The organism is Streptomyces typhae, from assembly GCF_009755605.1.
Classification (GTDB): Bacteria; Actinomycetota; Actinomycetes; order Streptomycetales; family Streptomycetaceae; genus Streptomyces; species Streptomyces typhae.
In genome coordinates this window covers 599,217-615,418 of sequence record NZ_WPNZ01000001.1, presented here as the reverse complement: position 1 = coordinate 615,418, position 16,202 = coordinate 599,217, and the positions used below count along the sequence as shown (strand labels likewise).

16 protein-coding genes are annotated in these 16,202 nt (G+C 71.7%); 12 read left to right on the top strand and 4 right to left on the bottom strand.

Features of this window, described 5'->3' with window-relative positions; all coding sequences use genetic code 11:
• The first annotated feature begins 73 nt into the window (after nucleotides 1-73).
• The 5 genes from rimI (at nucleotide 74) to GPA10_RS02580 (ending at nucleotide 3,851) form a co-directional block, all read left to right on the top strand.
• Nucleotides 74-640, top strand: coding sequence for a ribosomal protein S18-alanine N-acetyltransferase (gene rimI, locus GPA10_RS02600; protein ID WP_157164212.1), 567 nt, complete (start codon nucleotides 74-76; stop codon nucleotides 638-640).
• Nucleotides 633-1,754 carry a tRNA (adenosine(37)-N6)-threonylcarbamoyltransferase complex transferase subunit TsaD gene (gene tsaD, locus GPA10_RS02595; protein ID WP_157164001.1) on the top strand — a complete coding sequence of 374 codons (1,122 nt, stop codon included), beginning with the start codon at nucleotides 633-635 and terminating at the stop codon, nucleotides 1,752-1,754. The genes rimI and tsaD overlap by 8 nt, the downstream gene beginning before the upstream one ends.
• A complete protein-coding gene (locus GPA10_RS02590; protein WP_058848144.1) occupies nucleotides 1,751-2,002 on the top strand; it encodes a hypothetical protein in 252 nt (83 codons plus the stop codon). Before tsaD ends, GPA10_RS02590 begins: the two co-directional genes overlap by 4 nt.
• A 107-nt stretch (nucleotides 2,003-2,109) precedes the next feature.
• Nucleotides 2,110-2,493: a YciI family protein gene (locus tag GPA10_RS02585; RefSeq protein ID WP_157164000.1), complete on the top strand. Its 384-nt coding sequence runs from the start codon at nucleotides 2,110-2,112 to the stop codon at nucleotides 2,491-2,493.
• A gap of 125 nt (nucleotides 2,494-2,618) precedes the next feature.
• On the top strand, nucleotides 2,619-3,851 hold the full coding sequence (locus GPA10_RS02580) for an RNA polymerase sigma factor (protein WP_246258725.1): 1,233 nt from the start codon (nucleotides 2,619-2,621) through the stop codon (nucleotides 3,849-3,851).
• A gap of 144 nt (nucleotides 3,852-3,995) precedes the next feature.
• On the opposite strand, the gene GPA10_RS02575 is transcribed toward GPA10_RS02580, so the two are convergent.
• Nucleotides 3,996-5,198, bottom strand: coding sequence for a class I SAM-dependent methyltransferase (locus GPA10_RS02575; RefSeq protein WP_157164211.1), 1,203 nt, complete (start codon nucleotides 5,196-5,198; stop codon nucleotides 3,996-3,998).
• Nucleotides 5,199-5,280: 82 nt separating this feature from the next.
• Here GPA10_RS02575 and GPA10_RS02570 point away from each other — a divergent pair, with 82 nt between their 5' ends.
• The 3 genes from GPA10_RS02570 to groL all read left to right on the top strand — a co-directional run bounded on the left by GPA10_RS02570 (nucleotide 5,281) and on the right by groL (nucleotide 9,005).
• On the top strand, nucleotides 5,281-6,228 hold the full coding sequence (locus GPA10_RS02570; RefSeq protein WP_157163998.1) for a polysaccharide deacetylase family protein: 948 nt from the start codon (nucleotides 5,281-5,283) through the stop codon (nucleotides 6,226-6,228).
• Between the two features lie 728 nt (nucleotides 6,229-6,956).
• The gene (groES, locus tag GPA10_RS02565) at nucleotides 6,957-7,265 is read left to right on the top strand and encodes a co-chaperone GroES (protein WP_004955293.1); all 309 of its coding nucleotides are present in this window, start codon (nucleotides 6,957-6,959) and stop codon (nucleotides 7,263-7,265) included.
• Between the two features lie 117 nt (nucleotides 7,266-7,382).
• Nucleotides 7,383-9,005 carry a chaperonin GroEL gene (groL, locus tag GPA10_RS02560; RefSeq protein WP_157163997.1) on the top strand — a complete coding sequence of 541 codons (1,623 nt, stop codon included), beginning with the start codon at nucleotides 7,383-7,385 and terminating at the stop codon, nucleotides 9,003-9,005.
• A 228-nt stretch (nucleotides 9,006-9,233) separates the two neighbouring features.
• On the opposite strand, the gene GPA10_RS02555 is transcribed toward groL, so the two are convergent.
• Both GPA10_RS02555 and GPA10_RS02550 read right to left on the bottom strand, forming a co-directional pair.
• Nucleotides 9,234-10,007, bottom strand: coding sequence for an SDR family NAD(P)-dependent oxidoreductase (locus GPA10_RS02555; RefSeq protein ID WP_058848147.1), 774 nt, complete (start codon nucleotides 10,005-10,007; stop codon nucleotides 9,234-9,236).
• A 90-nt stretch (nucleotides 10,008-10,097) separates the two neighbouring features.
• Nucleotides 10,098-10,775, bottom strand: coding sequence for an MOSC domain-containing protein (locus GPA10_RS02550; protein WP_157163996.1), 678 nt, complete (start codon nucleotides 10,773-10,775; stop codon nucleotides 10,098-10,100).
• Nucleotides 10,776-10,865: 90 nt separating this feature from the next.
• Here GPA10_RS02550 and GPA10_RS02545 point away from each other — a divergent pair, with 90 nt between their 5' ends.
• Nucleotides 10,866-11,762: a LysR family transcriptional regulator gene (locus tag GPA10_RS02545; protein WP_058848149.1), complete on the top strand. Its 897-nt coding sequence runs from the start codon at nucleotides 10,866-10,868 to the stop codon at nucleotides 11,760-11,762.
• Nucleotides 11,763-11,881: 119 nt separating this feature from the next.
• Here GPA10_RS02545 and GPA10_RS02540 read toward each other — a convergent pair whose 3' ends face one another.
• Entirely contained in the window at nucleotides 11,882-12,196 is a 315-nt protein-coding gene (locus GPA10_RS02540; protein ID WP_058848150.1) for a WhiB family transcriptional regulator, read from the bottom strand.
• A gap of 435 nt (nucleotides 12,197-12,631) precedes the next feature.
• Between GPA10_RS02540 and GPA10_RS02535 the strand changes: the two genes are divergently transcribed.
• From GPA10_RS02535 to guaB, 3 genes are all read left to right on the top strand, one after another.
• Complete coding sequence (locus tag GPA10_RS02535; RefSeq protein ID WP_003948568.1) at nucleotides 12,632-13,243, top strand: response regulator transcription factor; 612 nt, start codon at nucleotides 12,632-12,634, stop codon at nucleotides 13,241-13,243.
• 266 nt (nucleotides 13,244-13,509) lie between these two features.
• Nucleotides 13,510-14,085 (top strand): sigma-70 family RNA polymerase sigma factor, encoded by a 576-nt coding sequence (locus tag GPA10_RS02530; RefSeq protein WP_016642708.1) that lies wholly within the window; start codon nucleotides 13,510-13,512, stop codon nucleotides 14,083-14,085.
• Nucleotides 14,086-14,537: 452 nt separating this feature from the next.
• On the top strand, nucleotides 14,538-16,049 hold the full coding sequence (guaB, locus tag GPA10_RS02525; RefSeq protein ID WP_058848151.1) for an IMP dehydrogenase: 1,512 nt from the start codon (nucleotides 14,538-14,540) through the stop codon (nucleotides 16,047-16,049).
• Nucleotides 16,050-16,202: the final 153 nt, after the last annotated feature.

Below are 16,202 nucleotides of genomic sequence, written 5' to 3'. Positions count from 1 at the left end.
GCCCACTGAGCCCGCAGAGCCTGCTGGACCTCCCGGAACGTTGCCCCGGGCCGTCGCCGCCGCGGTGCGCGAGATGCGCTGGTGGGACATCGACGCCGTGCTCGCCCTGGAGAAGGAGCTCTTCCCGGACGACGCGTGGTCGCGCGGCATGTTCTGGTCGGAGCTGGCGCACGCGCGCGGACCCGGCTCCACACGCCGCTACCTGGTGGCGTACGAGGGCGAGCGCCTCGTCGGCTACGGCGGCCTCGCGGTCGCGGGCAGCGACTCCGGTGACGGCGCGGCGGTGGCCGCCGACGTGCAGACGATCGCCGTCGCCCGGGACCACTGGGGCACCGGCCTCGGCGCGGGCCTGCTCACGGAGCTGCTCCGGCACGCCAGCGCCTTCGAGGCCACCGAGGTGATGCTGGAGGTGCGCGTGGACAACACCCGGGCGCAGAGGCTGTACGAGCGCTTCGGCTTCGAACCGATCGGCTTCCGCCGCGGCTACTACCAGCCCGGCAACGTGGACGCGCTGGTGATGCGCCTGTCCGACCCCTCCGCCGTCCCGGCCTCCGTGAACGGCACCCCCGAACCTCCGAGCGACGGCCAGGCGGACCCTGGCCCGCTGAACGGCGTACAAGGAACCGAGATCCATGGCTGACTCCCGTGACGAGCCCCTCGTCCTCGGCATCGAGACCTCCTGCGACGAGACGGGCGTAGGCGTCGTCCGCGGCACGACCCTGCTGGCGGACGCGGTGGCGTCCAGCGTCGACGAGCACGCGCGCTTCGGGGGCGTCGTCCCCGAGGTGGCGTCCCGCGCGCATCTGGAGGCGATGGTCCCGACCATCCAGCGCGCCCTGAAGGACGCCGGTGTCGCCGCCTCCGACCTGGACGGCGTCGCGGTGACGGCGGGCCCCGGCCTCGCGGGCGCGCTGCTCGTCGGGGTGTCGGCGGCGAAGGCGTACGCGTACGCGCTCGGCAAGCCGCTGTACGGCGTGAACCACCTGGCCTCGCACATCTGCGTGGACCAGCTGGAGCACGGCGCGCTCCCCGAGCCGACGATGGCCCTCCTGGTCTCCGGCGGCCACTCCTCGCTGCTCCTGTCCACCGACATCACCTCGGACGTGCGGCCCCTCGGCGCGACCATCGACGACGCCGCGGGCGAGGCCTTCGACAAGATCGCGCGCGTTCTGAACCTCGGCTTCCCGGGCGGCCCGGTGATCGACCGCTACGCACGCGAGGGCGACCCGGAGGCCATCGCGTTCCCGCGCGGTCTGACGGGCCCGCGGGACGCGGCGTACGACTTCTCCTTCTCCGGCCTCAAGACGGCGGTGGCGCGCTGGATCGAGGCGAAGCGGGCCGCGGGCGAGGAGGTTCCGGTGCGGGACGTGGCGGCGTCCTTCCAGGAGGCCGTCGTGGACGTGCTGACCCGCAAGGCGGTACGGGCCTGCAAGGACGAGGGGGTGGACCACCTGATGATCGGCGGCGGGGTGGCGGCGAACACGCGGCTGCGGGCCCTCGCGCAGGAGCGGTGCGAGCGGGCCGGGATCCGGCTCCGCGTCCCCCGGCCCAAGCTCTGCACGGACAACGGGGCGATGGTGGCGGCGCTCGGCGCGGAGATGGTGGCCCGCAACCGGGCGGCGTCCGACCTGGACCTGTCGGCGGACTCGTCCCTGCCGGTGACGGAACCCCACGTCCCCGGCGCCCACGCCCACACCCACACCCACTCGCACGATCACGTGCACGAGGTCGCGAAGGACAACCTGTACTCATGAGCGTCGCGCTGATGTGGGAGGCACGGGCGGAGGCCGGGCGGGGCCCCGAGCTGCTCGACTGGGCGCGGGCCCAGGCCCTGGAGCCGCCGCCGGTGCGCCGGGAGACCTTCCGGGCGCCCCAGGACCGCGTCCTGGTGATCACCTGGTGGGACGCCCCGTACGAGGCGGAGGTGCCGGAACTCCCCGCGCCGCCGCCCGAGCTGGTGTCCCGCCCTCCGCATCGCTGGCGTTTCGAGCCCGCGGACTGATTTCCGCGAGGTTGTCGATGAGGGGCCCTGCCGTTCGACGCAGAGGTAAAGGACGAGGCGAGGCACGAGAGCCCCGCCCGTCGACCACCGAAACGGAAGGCAGCACCATGCCGCGCTATCTGGCGATGATCCGCATCGACGAGAACGACACCCACGGGGGCGGCCCGAGCCCCGAACTTCAGCAGCGCATGGGTGAGCTGCTCGAAGGCATGGCCAAGGAGGGCGTGCTGCTCGACACCGCGGGCCTCGCGCCGACCTCCGAGGGCACCAGGGTGCACTGGCAGGGCGGCCGCCTGTCCGTCACGGACGGCCCGTTCACCGAGGCCAAGGAGGTCATCGGCGGCTACTCCATCCTCCAGGCCAGGGACAAGGCCGAAGCGGTCGAGTGGACCAAGCGGTTCCTGAAGACCCACGAGGACTACTGGACGCTCACCGTGGAGGTCAGGGAGATCGGCGAGGCAGGCATCCCCGGGGTGGGCCCGAACGCCTGATTCTTTGCGCAGAGAGGCCGGGGGTGCTCTGATGGATGGCTGTGGACCACGCGTCTGAGCACCCCCGCCGCACCGCGCACGGCGTCGAGCGCACCATCGAGCGGACCATCGAGACGGTCTTCCGCATGGAGGCCCCGCGAGTGATCGCCGGTGCCGCGCGGATCGTACGGGACGTGGGCATCGCCGAGGAGTTGGCGCAGGACGCCCTGGTGGCGGCCCTGGAGCAGTGGCCCGATTCGGGCGTTCCCGACAACCCGAGCGCCTGGCTCACGGCCGCGGCCAAGAACCGCGCGATCGACCTGGTGCGCCGGCGCGAGCGCTACGCGCGCAAGCTCGCGGAGATGGGCCGCGACCTGGAGACCGCTCCGCCGCACCTGGACGAGATCCCGGATCTCGTCGAGGACCCGGACGCCATCGACGACGACCTGCTGCGCCTGGTCTTCACGGCGTGCCACCCGGTGCTGTCGGCCGAGGCCAGGGTCGCCCTCACGCTCCGTCTCCTCGGCGGCCTCACCACGGCGGAGATCGCCCGCGCGGTCCTCGCCCCGGAATCGACGGTCGCCCAGCGCGTGGTCCGCGCCAAGCGCACGCTGGCCGCGAAGAACGTCCCGTTCGAAGTGCCCTACGGCCCGGACCGCGAGGCCCGCCTCGGCTCGGTCCTCGACGTCATCTACCTGATCTTCAACGAGGGGTACGCGGCGACGGCGGGCGACGACTACGTGCGTCCCGCCCTGTGCGAGGACGCGTTGCGCCTGGCCCGGCAGCTTGCCGCCCTGATGCCGAAGGAGCCCGAAGTGCACGGGCTCGCGGCCCTGTTGGAACTCCAGGCCTCGCGCACCGCCGCGCGGACGGGACCCGGCGGGGAGCCCGTGCTGCTCAAGGACCAGAGCCGGGGCCGCTGGAACCGGATGCTGATCCGGCGGGGCTTCGCCGCCCTCGAACGGGCGGAGGGGGCGTCCGGCGGAATGGCGCGCGGGCCGTACGTCCTCCAGGCGGCGATCGCCGCGTGCCATGCGCACGCGGGGTCGTACGAGGAGACGGACTGGGAGCGGATCACCGCACTCTACGGGCTGTTGGCGGCGCGGGCGCCGTCGCCGGTCGTCGAGTTGAACCGGGCGGTCGCGGTGTCCATGGCGCGGGGACCCGAGGCCGGGCTGGCGCTCGTGGACGCGCTGGCGGGCGAACCCGCCCTGCGGGGATACCACTTGCTGCCCAGCGTGCGCGGGGACCTCCTGGAGCGCCTGGGCCGCCACGCGGAGGCCCGCGGGGAGTTCGAGCGGGCGGCAGCACTGGCGCGGAACGCGCGGGAGCGCCAGCTGCTGCTGAGACGGGTGAAGGAGAGCCCGTCCGGCGTTTGAGAACGGGGCGCGGAGCGCCGTTTCGGTGGGGGCGCCCGACCAGTGCTGCTGAGGCGGGAAGAAAGCCCGTCCGGCGTTTGAGGACGAGGCGCGGAGCGCCGTTTCGGTGCGGGCAACCAACCACTGTCGCAGGAGGGAGTCGATTCAGCGCGGGTGCCCCACCAGCATGGTGGGCGCGCCCGCGACCCGGGTCAGGAAGACGGTCGCGGACCCGGCCCCCCGGGGCTTCACCTTGCGGCGGAGTTCTTCGGGCTCGACAGCCGACCCCCGCTTCTTGACGGTGAGGATGCCGACCTCTCGTTCCCGCAGCAGGGCCTTGAGCCTCTTGACGTTGAAGGGGAGCTGGTCGGTGATCTCGTAGGCGGTGGCGTACGGGGTGGAGACGGCGGTGTCGGAGGTGACGTAGGCGATGGTCTCGTCGATGAGGCCGCCCCCGACGCGGGCGGCGACCTCGGCGACGAGATGGGCGCGGATGACGGCGCCGTCGGGTTCGTAGAGGTAGCGGCCGACGGGCCGGACGGCGGGGTCGGGGAGCATGGCGGCGCGCGCGGAGACGAGGGAGTCGCCGCCGGGCAGGAGGGTGGCCCGGTGCGCGGCGGGGGTGTCGGTGCCGAACCACAGGACGGCTTCCTTGACGTCACCGCCGTCGGAGATCCACTCGGCCTCGGCCTCTTCGGGGACGACGTCGTGCGGAATGCCGGGGGCGATCTTCAGGGCGGCGCGCGGCGCCTTGCGGGCGGTCTCGACGGCCCAGGAGAGCGGCGGCGAGTAGGCCTCGGGGTCGAAGATCCGGCCGCGTCCACCGCGCCGGGCGGGGTCGACGAAGACGGCGTCGTACGGGGTGGTGTCCACGTCGGTCACATCGGCCTCGCGGACCTCGATCAGGTCGGCGAGACCGAGGGCCTCGGCGTTGGCGCGGGCGACGGCGCAGGTCAGCGGGTCACGGTCGACGGCGAGGACGGAGATCCCGGCGCGGGCGAAGGCGATCGCGTCGCCGCCGACGCCGCAGCAGAGGTCGGCGACGGACCGTACGCCGTCGGTGCCGAGGCCGCGCAGGCGCCGGGCGCGGTGGGTCGCGACGGAGGTGCGGGTGGACTGCTCGACGCCGCCGGGGGTGAAGAACATCCGGGCGGCGTCGGCGGCGCCGAACTTCACGACCGCCCGCTGCCGGAGCCGTGCCTGCGCGAGCGCGGCGGAGACGAGACCGGCGGGGTGGTCGCGGCGCAGCCGGGTGGCGACCGCCAGTTCCTGGCTCGGTTCGACGTCCCGTACGGAGGCGAGGAGGGCGCGGCCCTCGTCGGTGCGGAGCGCGGCGAAGGAGGCAAGCGGATCGTTCACGCCGCCCATTGTGGGCCAGTCGGAGGAAGGTGCGCGTGCGGTGGCGGTGTCGGTGCCGTACGGGGCGGCTGGACTGCGAGGATCCGGCGCCATGCGACTAGTACGACAAAAGGAACAATCAGGGCGCAAGTCCCGCAAGGGGACGCTCGCCGCCGGGGTCCTGAGCGCCACCATCGTGGCCACCACGATCGTCTCCGGCTGCTCCTTCGGCGGCGAGGGCGACGGCGTCGGCTGGGGCGGCTCCGGCGCGCACGGTCAGCAGCCGGAGCTCGGCCCGCCCGCCCGCGCGCTGCGCGAGTACGCCGACGGCCTGCGGGCACGGCAGGCGGCGCGGGCCGCCGCGGCCAAGCGCTGGGGGCTGAAGCGGACCCCGCTCGCGGCGCCGCCCGCGCCCGCCGTGAAGCCGCGCCTGACCACCCGCAAGGGCTTCGAGGTCAAGGGGCAGAAGAAGCTCCCGCCGGTGTTCACCACGATCCCGACCAAGGACAAGGTCGTCTTCCTGACGGTCGACGACGGCGCGGAGAAGAGCCCGGCGTTCCTGCGGATGATGAGCGATCTGAAGATCCCGTACACCGCGTTCCTCAGCGACTACCTGGTCAAGGAGGACTACGGCTACTTCAAGCGGATGCAGGACCGCGGCGTCGCACTGAACAACCACACGCTCAACCACCGCTATCTGCCGGGGCTCCCCTACAAGAAGCAGCGGCGGGAGATCTGCGGGATGCAGGACGTCATCCAGAAGCGGTTCGGCAAGCGGCCCGAACTGTTCCGGCCGCCGTACGGGAACTACAACCGGAACACCCTGCGCGCCGCCAAGTCCTGCGGCATCAAGGCGGTGCCGCTGTGGGCCTCCGAGGGATTCGCGGACCACATGGAGTGGCGGGAGTGGGACAAGGACCTGCACCGGGGCGACATCATCCTCACGCACTTCCGCGGGCGCGATGACTGGAAGGGCACCATGCCCGACATGGTCCGCACGGTCCTGAAGACGGCCACGGCCAAGGGGTACGCCATCGCGCGGCTGGAGGACTACTTGTGAGCAGCCCGGCGCGCGGCCGGGTGGCGGCAGCCGTCGCGGCGGGGGTCCTGGCCCCCGCCCTGCTGCTGACCGGTTGCGCGCAGTCGGTCGACCCGATCGAGCGGCTCGGCCGGAAAGCGGCCGAAAAGATGCCCTCGAAGCGGGCGGATCCGGACCGGTCCTGCGGCCGGACGACCGCGCCGCCGCGCACCGGGCGCCCCGGTGCCGTTCCGCCGCCCGCGAAATCCGGGCCCACGGACCCGGACCCGCACCCGGACCCGGACCCGGCCACGGACCCGTACGCGAGCCCGTACGCGAGCCCCGCGACCGGGGAACCCGAGGCCGGGCCCGGACGTTGTCGGGACGCACGGCCGGATAGGGGCACCGGTGCACCGGGTCCCGCCCCGGAGACGCGCGTGCCGAAGACGCGCGCACCGGAGGCGCCCGTGCCGAAGACGCGCGCACCGGAGGCGCCCGTGCCGAAGACGCGCGCACCGGAGACGCGCGCACCGGAGGGGCCCGCACGGGAAAATCCCCTCCCGGGGACCCGTCCCACTCGCCCGTAAGCCACGTCCATTGGCACTCCGCTTGACCGAGTGCTAATCGCCGTCCTAGTCTCGGGCCTGGCACTCCCCACTGGAGAGTGCCAACAGCGACGGGCAGGTCCGGCACCCGCGACGACGGATCGACCTGGTCGCCACCTCTAGATCAGTTAACCCCGCGAGATCTCCGAAGGGGGAGGTCGGATCGTGACGACCGCCAGCTCCAAGGTTGCCATCAAGCCGCTTGAGGACCGCATCGTGGTCCAGCCGCTCGACGCCGAGCAGACCACGGCCTCCGGCCTGGTCATTCCCGACACCGCGAAGGAGAAGCCCCAGGAGGGTGCTGTCCTCGCCGTGGGACCGGGCCGTTTCGAGAACGGTGAGCGCCTGCCGCTCGACGTGAAGGTCGGCGACGTCGTGCTCTACAGCAAGTACGGCGGCACCGAGGTGAAGTACAACGGCGACGAGTACCTCGTCCTCTCGGCCCGCGACGTGCTCGCGATCATCGAGAAGTAATTCACCTGCTTCACCAGTTTTTCTTTTGAGCTGCGCCCCTGGTCACCCCGCTGATTGCCGGGCGGCGAGGGGCGCAGCCCGTTGAACCCGAGTTTCCGAGAGGGCTGAACCGCTCCCATGGCGAAGATCCTGAAGTTCGACGAGGACGCCCGTCGCGCCCTCGAGCGCGGCGTCAACAAGCTTGCCGACACGGTCAAGGTGACGATCGGCCCCAAGGGCCGCAACGTCGTCATCGACAAGAAGTTCGGCGCCCCCACCATCACCAACGACGGTGTCACCATCGCCCGCGAGGTCGAGGTCGAGGACCCGTACGAGAACCTCGGCGCCCAGCTGGTGAAGGAGGTGGCGACCAAGACCAACGACATCGCTGGTGACGGCACCACCACCGCCACCGTGCTCGCCCAGGCCCTGGTCAAGGAAGGCCTGCGCAACGTCGCCGCCGGCGCCTCCCCGGCCGCCCTGAAGAAGGGCATCGACGCCGCGGTCAAGGCGGTCTCCGAGGACCTCCTCGCCACCGCCCGTCCGATCGACGACAAGTCCGACATCGCCGCCGTGGCCGGGCTCTCCGCCCAGGACCAGCAGGTCGGCGAGCTCATCGCCGAGGCGATGGACAAGGTCGGCAAGGACGGTGTCATCACCGTCGAGGAGTCCAACACCTTCGGTCTCGAGCTGGACTTCACCGAGGGCATGGCCTTCGACAAGGGCTACCTGTCGCCGTACTTCGTGACGGACCAGGAGCGCATGGAGGCGGTGCTCGAGGACCCGTACATCCTCATCCACCAGGGCAAGATCTCCTCCATCCAGGACCTGCTCCCGCTCCTGGAGAAGGTCATCCAGGGCGGCTCCTCCAAGCCGCTCCTGATCATCGCCGAGGATGTCGAGGGCGAGGCCCTGTCGACCCTGGTCGTGAACAAGATCCGCGGCACCTTCAACGCCGTCGCGGTGAAGGCCCCCGGCTTCGGCGACCGCCGCAAGGCGATGCTCGGCGACATGGCCACCCTCACCGGCGGCACCGTCGTCGCCGAGGAGGTCGGCCTCAAGCTCGACCAGGTCGGCCTGGACGTGCTCGGCAGCGCCCGCCGCGTGACGATCACCAAGGACGACACGACCATCGTCGACGGCGGCGGCAACGCCGGTGACGTCGAGGGCCGCGTCAACCAGATCAAGGCCGAGATCGAGGCCACGGACTCCGACTGGGACCGCGAGAAGCTCCAGGAGCGCCTCGCGAAGCTGGCCGGCGGCGTGTGCGTCATCCGTGTCGGCGCCGCCACCGAGGTGGAGCTGAAGGAGAAGAAGCACCGTCTGGAGGACGCCATCTCCGCGACCCGCGCCGCGGTCGAGGAGGGCATCGTCTCCGGTGGTGGCTCCGCCCTGGTGCACGCCGCGAAGGTCCTGGAGGGCAACCTCGACAAGTCCGGCGACGAGGCCACCGGTGTCGCGGTCGTCCGCAGCGCCGTCGTCGAGCCGCTGCGCTGGATCGCCGAGAACGCCGGCCTCGAGGGCTACGTCATCACCACCAAGGTGTCGGAGCTCGACAAGGGCTTCGGCTTCAACGCCGCGACCGGCGAGTACGTCGACCTGGTCAAGGCCGGCGTCATCGACCCGGTCAAGGTGACGCGCTCCGCCCTGGAGAACGCCGCCTCCATCGCCTCCCTGCTCCTCACGACCGAGACCCTGGTCGTCGAGAAGCCGGCCGAGGAGGAGCCCGAGGCGGGCCACGGTCACGGTCACTCGCACTGACCCGAGCCTGCGCCTGACCCGAGCGGTCGGCTGACCTGAGCGGTCGGTTGACCTGAGCGGTCGGCCGGCCCGAGTGGTCGCTGAGGCCCGACTTCCCGTCGCGGGGGGTCGGGCCTTTCGCGTGTGCTCCGCTTCGCGTCTGCCTGGTGCGCTCGCGTTGCCGGGCGCCGGTCGTGGTCCGTCCTCGCGCAGTTCCCCGCGCCCCTTTCGGGGCGGGCCCCGCGAGGACTACTGCGGGCCGTACTTGCGGCCCGTACGGGACGTCACGCCGCCCAGCAGGGCCCTCGGCGTCACCTTCACCACGCCCATCAGGGCCTTGTACCGCGGGTCCGGTACGGACAGGGACTTGCCGCGGGCCAGGTCGGCGAGGGCCGCTGCGACCAGTTTGTCGGCGTCGAGCCACATCCAGTTGGGGATGTTGTCGGTGCCCATGCCGGCCCGCTCGTGGAACTCCGTACGGACGAAGCCGGGGCACAGCGCCATCAGCCGCACCCCGGTGCCCGCCAGGTCCCGCGCGGCGCCCTGCGTGAACTGCACGACCCACGCCTTGGACGCGCCGTACGTGCCGCGCGGCACGAACGCGGCGACCGACGCGACGTTCACGACGCCGCCGCGGCCGCGCTCGCGCATGGCCTCCGTCGCCGCGGACGTCAGCCGGAGCACCGCCTCGCAGTGCACCTTCAGCATCGTCAGTTCGTCGGCGAGGGAGACCTCCAGATAGCGGCCCTTGTTGCCGAAGCCGGCGTTGTTGACGAGCAGGTCGACGCCGTCACGGCGACGGCCGAGCCGCTCCTCGACGGCCGCGATGCCGTCCTCCGTGGCGAGGTCGGCGGTGAGGACCTCCGCCTCGATGCCGTGCCGGTCGTGCAACTCGGTCGCCTGCTCCCGCAGCCGCTTCGTGTCGCGCGCGACCAGGACGAGGTTGTGCCCGTCGGCGGCGAGGCGGCGCGCGAAGGCAGCGCCGATGCCCGCGGTCGAACCCGTGATGAGAGCCGTAGTCATGGACCAAGGCTAGTGAGGCCCGGGGCGTGCGTCTGCCATCGGCCCGGCGCCGAGGAGCCCCCGTGGGCGGTGCGCCGGGCCGAGTGGTCGTCAGCTTCCTTGTGCCTGGCGCTGCTTGACGAACTTGAGCGCCTTCTCCCGGGACTCCGGATGCAGCGCGTCACCGGCGGCGAGCAACTCGGGCAGCAGGGTGCGCTCCGTGGTCACGGCCCGGAACTGCAGGGACACGGTGACCGTGTGGTCGGGGCGGTGCACGATCTCGACCGGGTCGCCCGCCTGGATCGTGCCCGGCTCGACGACCCGCAGATAGGCGCCGGGCAGCACGGCCTGCGTGAAACGCCGCACCCAGCCCCGCTCGCCCAGGTGCCCCTGGAACGTGCGGCACGGAATGCGGGAGGCGGTCACTTCGAGGAGCAGGTCGGGGCCGACCCGCCAGCGCTCGCCGATCAGCGCGCCGCTCACCTCGACGCCGGACGTCGTGAGGTTCTCGCCGAAGCCGCCGTTGGCGAGCGTCCGGCCGAGGCGGCGCTCCCACTCGTCGAGGTCCTCGCGGGCGAAGGCGTACACCGCCTGGTCGTTGCCGCCGTGGTGGCGCAGGTCGCAGACCGTGTCACCGGCGAGGCCGCTGCCCCCGGTGCCCTTCGGGCCGGGCGCGGTGACGCGGACGGGGCCTTCGGTGGGCTGTTTGTCGATTCCGGTGCGGCCTCCGGGGGAGTCGGTGTAGTCGACGGCCTTGGCCCGGCCCGCGTTCACGGAGAGAAGCTTCATCCGGTCAGGCTAAGCGAGCGGACACGAACTCCCCTCAAAGTTTCCGCGCGATATCGGGCTCCGCTCCCAAGAGTCCCTTATGCTCGACTTATGATCGAGGCCCGTCATCTCCGTGTCCTGCGCGCCGTGGCCGCCACCGGCTCCTTCTCGGCGGCGGCCCGCGAGCTCGGCTGCACCCAGCCCGCCGTCAGCCAGCAGATGAAGGCCCTCGAAGGGTCGGTGGGCACGCCGCTGCTCATCCGCACCGGCCGCGAGATGCGGCTCACACAGGCCGGGGAGTCCCTGGTCCGGCACGCCGCGGGCATCCTCGCGGGGCTGACCGCGGCCGAGGAGGAGGTCGCCGCCATCGCCGGGCTGCGCGCGGGCCGGGTCCGCCTCGTCTCCTTCCCGAGCGGTTCCTCCAGCCTCGTCCCGGGCGCGCTCGCCGCCCTGCGCGCCGCGCATCCCGGCACCCGCGTCTCCCTGGAGGAGGCCGAGCCGCCGCGCTCGGTGGAGATGCTGCGCGAGGGCGACTGCGACGTGGCGCTCGCCTTCCGGTACGCGGGGGCAGCGGGCGCGGAGGAGTGGGACGACCTCGTCGTGCGGCCCCTCCTCGACGACCGGCTCGTCGGCCTCGTACCGGAGGAGCACCCGCTGGCGAAGGCCGAGAGCGTCACCATCGGTGAGCTGGCCGACGACTCCTGGATCGCGGGCTGCCCGCGCTGCCGCCGTCAGCTCGTGGAGGTCTGCGAGAGCGCGGGCTTCGCGCCCCGGATCGACTTCGCCACGGACGACTACCCGGCGGTGGTCGGCCTGGTCGGGGCGGGTCTCGGCGTCGCCGTGCTGCCGGAGCTCGCCATCGAGTCGGTACGTCCCAAGGGTGCCCGCGCGATCACGGTGGAGCCCCCCGTGCGACGGGAGATCGTCGCGCTCACGCTGCCGGATCTGGCGCAGGTGCCTGCGGTGGCCGCCACTCTCGACCACCTGGCGCGGGCCGCCGCGCGCTGAGCGGCCGGCGCGGGCCGGGCGGCGCGCTCGGCCGTGCGGGCCGTCGCGGCCCGCCCAGGGAACCGTGTGCCTGTCCGAGCAGGCCTGCCACGGCCCTGAAGAAACGTTCCTTCAGAAGGTCAGGACGTGCCGCCGCTGCCCGCCGTCACCAGGCGGTTGCGGGCGCGGCCCATCAGCTCCTCACGTTCGTCCTCGGTGAGGCCGCCCCACACGCCGTACGGCTCGCGGACCGCGAGCGCGTGCGCTGCGCACTCCGCGCGCACGGGGCACCGCATGCAGACCTCTTTGGCCGAGTTCTCGCGCGCGCTCCGAGCCGCGCCGCGCTCGCCCTCCGGGTGGAAGAAGAGTGAGCTGTCCACCCCGCGACAGGCCGCGAGGAGCTGCCAGTCCCATAGATCTGCGTTCGGTCCGGGAAGGCGGGAGAAATCTGCCATTGCGTGTCTCCTGGTAGCCGTTCTGACGCGGATACGGTGCCCATGACAGTACATCTACTGTCTAAGGAGATGAAAATATGACTCATTGCGAATCTAGCCGCAGACACCAATAAATGGAAAGAAAAGCCGCTAAATGGGGCATAGGTCCTGGGGGCTGTACGTCACACCCGCCCCGCGCGTCGCGGCCGACGGCCTGTCGGTGACCGGCGGGAAGGCGCATTGGCACGCGCTGCCTGTGCCGTGTCCGCGCCCTCACGTAGAGTGCCGAAGGTGCCTGACTGCCCCGTAACTCTTTCGAGTGACCGTCGTTGAGAGTGCGGAAGCGGTTGAAAGAACAAGCGCTCGGGCAGGTGTCCGAGTGCGTCAATCGCACAGGTGACGACTTGTACCAGCCTGGAGGCTCAAGGTGACGCGCATCAGCTGCGGAGGACGGCCATGACATCCGTCCTCGTCTGCGACGACTCCCCGCTCGCCCGAGAGGCGCTGCGCCGCGCGGTCGCGACCGTGCCCGGCGTCGAGCGCGTGACGACAGCGGCCAACGGCGAGGAGGTTCTCCGCCGCTGGGGTGCCGACCGCTCGGACCTGATTCTGATGGACGTACGCATGCCCGGTCTCGGCGGTGTGGAGACCGTACGGAGACTGCTCTCGGCCGACCCCGGAGCGCGCATCATCATGCTCACGGTCGCCGAGGACCTCGACGGCGTCGCGCTCGCCGTCGCCGCGGGCGCCCGCGGATATCTGCACAAGGACGCCTCGCGCGCCGAGCTGCGCGCGACCGTCACACAGGCGCTCGCCGATCCGACCTGGCGCCTCGCCCCGCGCCGGCTGCGCTCGGCCGAGATGGGCGCGGCCCCGACGCTCACCGCGCGGGAGATCCAGGTCCTCGAAGGGATGAGCCACGGCCGGTCCAACGCCGAGATCGGCCGCGAGCTCTTCCTCTCCGAGGACACGGTGAAGACGCACGCCAGGCGCCTGTTCAAGAAGCTCGGTGCCTCGGACCGGGCGCACGCGGTGGCGCTCGGCTTCCGCTGGGGTCTGGTTCGCTGAGTGGGCCCCGGCGGGGGCATGGTGTCTCCCGCCCGCCGCGCGGCGGGCGGGGCCATGGAGTTCCGCCGGAGCCCTCCTGAGGAGCGGCTTGTGGCGCTTCGCCGCCGATGCCGCATCCTTGAGGTGTGGAGTTCCTTGGGGACGAGTCGGCCGAGCGGGAGGGGAGGGTGCGGGAGATGAGTTCCGGCGCACCCGCTCATAACGCTTCGGTGCACAACTACGGACGCGGTGCCACGGATCAGTCGGCGCCAAGGCACCATGGACCGATGCGCGATGACAAGACGACGGTGATCGGTGCCCTCGTCCTACGCGCCGTGGAGGGGGACGAGCAGGCCACGCACGACCTGTTGGCCCACGTCCACCCGCTCGCGCTGCGGTACTGCCGCACCCGCCTGTCCCGACTTCCCGGTGACGCACGGCACTTCGTGGAGGACCTCGCGCAGGAAGTCTGCGTCGCGGTGCTGCTCGCGCTGCCGCGCTATCGGGACACCGGGCGGCCCTTCGAAGCCTTCGTCTTCGCGATCGCCGCGCACAAGGTCGCCGATCTCCAGCGGGCCGCGATGCGCCATCCCGGGTCGACCGCCGTGCCCTCGGACGAGATGCCCGAGCGGCCCGACGACTCGCTCGGGCCCGAGGAGCGGGCGCTGCTCAGCAGCGACGCCGAATGGGCCAAGAAGCTTCTGGCCAATCTGCCGGAGAACCAGCGGGAGCTGCTGCTGCTGCGGGTGGCTGTCGGCCTCACGGCCGAGGAGACCGGGCAGATGCTCGGGATGTCGCCCGGGGCGGTGCGGGTCGCTCAGCATCGCGCTCTGAGCCGCCTGCGGGCGCTGGCCGAGCAGTAACTTTTCCCCACCCTCCGCCCTTTTCCCCACCTTCCGCCCTTTTCGCCGCGCTGACGTGCTTGTCCTCAATCGCCGGACGGGCTTTGTCTGTGCCGCGCCGGGCCGGGGGAGACATTCGCCACTCCGTAAGGGCTCCGGGCTGCTCCGTGCGACGGTGAGCGTCGCCCGGCGGAGCCGGAGGTGGTCCTTGTCCGCCGCAGCGGCGAGCAACCCCGACGACGCATCCCGGCGATGCCGAACCGGGACAAGCCCCCTGCGCGGTGAAGCCGGAGCACCCGGTGTCCGCGGCGACTGCGGCGGCGGCGCCCAGCCGAACGCCACCGCGAGCCGCCCCACAGCGCAGCTGTAGAAACCTACGAACCCGCAGCCCCACGGGCACCGTGGAATGAGAGAGCCATGCTTCCCGTTAGCATGGACATCCGCACCGATCAAGGCCATTTGGGGAAGGTGTCATGACTGCAAACGTCGACGGAGTGCCCGAGAAATTCGCGACACTCGGGCTGACCTACGACGACGTGCTGCTGCTGCCGGGCGCGTCCGACATGGCGCCGGGTGACATCGACACCGCCTCGTACATCTCGAAGAACGTCCGCGTGAACGTCCCGCTGCTCTCGGCGGCGATGGACAAGGTCACCGAGTCCCGGATGGCGATCGCCATGGCCCGGCAGGGCGGCGTCGGCGTGCTGCACCGGAACCTGTCGATCGCCGACCAGGCCAACCAGGTCGACCTGGTGAAGCGGTCGGAGTCCGGCATGGTCACGGACCCGATCACCGTGCACCCGGACGCCACGCTCGCCGAGGCCGACGCGATCTGCGCCAAGTTCCGCATCAGCGGAGTCCCGGTGACCGACGGCGCGGGCAAGCTGCTCGGCATCGTCACCAACCGTGACATGGCCTTCGAGGCGGACCGCTCCCGCCAGGTGCGCGAGGTCATGACGCCGATGCCGCTGGTCACCGGCAAGGTCGGCATCAGTGGCGTGGACGCGATGGAGCTGCTGCGGCGCCACAAGATCGAGAAGCTGCCGCTGGTCGACGACGCCGGTGTCCTCAAGGGCCTCATCACGGTCAAGGACTTCGTGAAGGCGGAGAAGTACCCGAACGCCGCGAAGGACGCCGAGGGCCGCCTCCTCGTCGGTGCCGCCGTCGGTGTCGCCGGGGACGCCTTCGAGCGCGCGCAGGCGCTGATCGAGGCGGGCGTCGACTTCATCGTCGTCGACACCGCGCACGGCCACTCCCGGCTCGTCGGCGACATGGTCGCCAAGATCAAGTCGAACTCCGGCGGCGTGGACGTCATCGGCGGCAACATCGCCACCCGCGACGGCGCGCAGGCGCTGATCGACGCCGGTGTCGACGGCATCAAGGTCGGCGTCGGACCGGGCTCCATCTGCACCACCCGTGTCGTCGCCGGCATCGGCGTACCGCAGGTGACGGCCATCTACGAAGCGTCGCTCGCTGCCAAGGCGGCCGGTGTCCCGGTGATCGGCGACGGCGGTCTGCAGTACTCCGGAGACATCGCCAAGGCGCTCGTCGCCGGCGCGGACACGGTCATGCTGGGCTCGCTGCTCGCGGGCTGTGAGGAGTCCCCGGGCGAGCTGCTCTTCATCAACGGCAAGCAGTTCAAGTCCTACCGCGGCATGGGCTCGCTGGGCGCCATGCAGTCGCGCGGCGAGACGAAGTCGTTCTCCAAGGACCGCTACTTCCAGGAGGGCGTCGCCTCCGACGAGAAGCTGGTGCCCGAGGGCATCGAGGGCCAGGTGGCGTACCGCGGTCCGCTGTCGGCGGTCGTGCACCAGCTGGTGGGCGGTCTGCGCCAGTCGATGTTCTACGTGGGCGGACGCACGGTGCCAGAGCTCCAGGAGAACGGCCGCTTCGTACGGATCACCTCCGCGGGCCTCAAGGAGAGCCACCCGCACGACATCCAGATGACCGTCGAGGCGCCGAACTACACCAACAAGCGCGGCTGACCCCAGCCGTTTCGAGGCCCGTGAACGTGTGACGCACGTGCGCGTGGGGGCGGCCCGGGATTCCCGGGGCCGCCCCCACGCGCGTGTGTCGGTGATACTGGACGGGCAGACCGAGTGCCGTACGGCGGGCCGACGCAGTGCCCGACGACGGAG